Origin of the sequence: Streptomyces phytophilus (genome assembly GCF_013870535.1) — a bacterium.
Taxonomy (GTDB): Bacteria; Actinomycetota; Actinomycetes; order Streptomycetales; family Streptomycetaceae; genus Streptomyces; species Streptomyces phytophilus.
Map to the genome: position 1 here is coordinate 1 of NZ_JACBXC010001309.1, position 1,643 is coordinate 1,643.

2 protein-coding genes are annotated in these 1,643 nt (G+C 75.5%); one reads left to right on the plus strand and one right to left on the minus strand.

Translation table 11 applies throughout. The features are described 5' to 3' along the window. Positions 1-1,308: iron ABC transporter permease (locus H5J30_RS31870; protein ID WP_181791069.1), on the plus strand; the 1,308-nt coding region annotated here is incomplete at its 5' end. 60 nt (positions 1,309-1,368) lie between these two features. Here the strand turns inward: H5J30_RS31870 and H5J30_RS31875 are convergent. Continuing rightward, positions 1,369-1,643 (minus strand): ArsR/SmtB family transcription factor (locus H5J30_RS31875; protein ID WP_181791071.1); only part of this gene is annotated, 275 nt, incomplete at its 5' end.

Sequence of the window (1,643 nt, forward strand, 5' to 3'; positions counted from 1 at the left end):
CTGCTCTCCGCGGCGTCGGTGACGCTCGCCGGGCCGATCGGCTTCGTCGGCCTGTGTGCGCCGGCGCTGGTGCGGGGGCTCGCCCGCAGGTTCCGTACGTACGGCAAGTCGCGGGCGGGCATTCCGCTGGCGGCCCTGCTGGGCATGGGGCTGGTCCTCGGCGCGGACGTGCTGCTGCGGGCCCTGGTGCCCTCGGACACGGCGGTCTCCATACCGACGGGCGTGGTCACCAGCCTCGTCGGCGCGGTGTTCCTCGTGGTGATGGCCACCCGGCTGCGCGACAGCGCGGGCGCGGCCGACACCGACAAGCTGCGCATCCGCAGCCACCGCGCGTTCGTCGTCACCACGGCGGTGCTGCTGGCCGCGCTGGTGGCCGTGACGCTCACCGCCCTGCTGGTCGGCGACACCAAGCTGCTCCTCGGCGACGTCGCCAACTGGGTCCAGGGCCGGGCGGGTCCGACCACCGACATCGTCCTCGACACCCGCGTCCCGCGGGTGCTCGCGGCGCTGCTGGCGGGTGCCGCGCTCGCGCTGTCCGGCACGATCGTGCAGGCCGTGACCCGCAACCCGCTGGCCGAGCCGGGCGTGCTCGGCGTCTCCAACGGCGCGGCGCTCGGCGCGGTGCTGCTGGTGACGACGGTGGAGGTGCCCAGCTCGTGGGGCCTGTCGGCCGCGGCGCTGGGCGGCGCGGCGCTCACGTCGGTCGGGGTCTTCGGGCTCGCCGCGCGCGGCGGGTTCCAGCAGAACCGGCTGGTGCTCGTCGGCATGGGCTTCGCCACCGCCTCGACGGCGCTGATCAGCCTGCTGATCGTGCTGACCGACCCGTTCAACGCGACGATGGCGCTGACCTGGCTGTCCGGCTCCACGTACGGGCGGACGCTGCCGGACGTCGTGCCGCTGGCGATCGTCCTGGTCGCGGGGCTGGCCATCGCGGCGGCCCGGCGCCGGGAGCTGGACCTCGTCTCGCTGGACGAGGACACGCCGCGGCTGCTGGGCCTGGACCTCGGCCGCAGCCGGCTGTGGCTGCTGGTCCTCAGCGTCGTGCTGGCCGGTACGGCGGTGTCGGCGGCGGGCACGATCGGGTTCGTCGGTCTGGTGGCGCCGCACGCGGCACGGGCGCTGGTCGGCCGGCAGCACACGCGGGTGCTGCCGGTGGCGGTCCTGCTGGGCGCGGTGCTGGTGTGCACGGCGGACGTCGTCGGCCGCTCGGTGATCGCCCCGGCGCAGCTCGGCGCGGGCCTGATGACGGCGGTCATCGGCACGCCGTACTTCATGTACCTGCTGGTACGCAGCCGGGGAGGCCGGTAGCGCACAGGGCCCCTCCCCGGCCGGGGAGGGGCCCTGCTCCGTACCGGCCGGGGCCGCCGGTCAACTCCCGGAGGGCGGGCCGGCGTCGGGGTTCTCGGCCAGCTCCTTGATCCGCAGCAGCCGGGTCTCCCAGGTCCGTCCGATCCGGTCCAGCTCCCGCGCGAGCGCGTTCAGCCGGGCGCCCACGGCCACGTACACGACCTCCCGGCCGCGCTGCTCGGACTCCACCAGGCCCACCTCGCGCAGCACGTCGAGGTGCTTGCCGATGGCCTGGCGGCTGACCGGCATGACCTTCGCCAGCGCGGACGCCGACATGGGGCCCTCGCCGAGGCGGG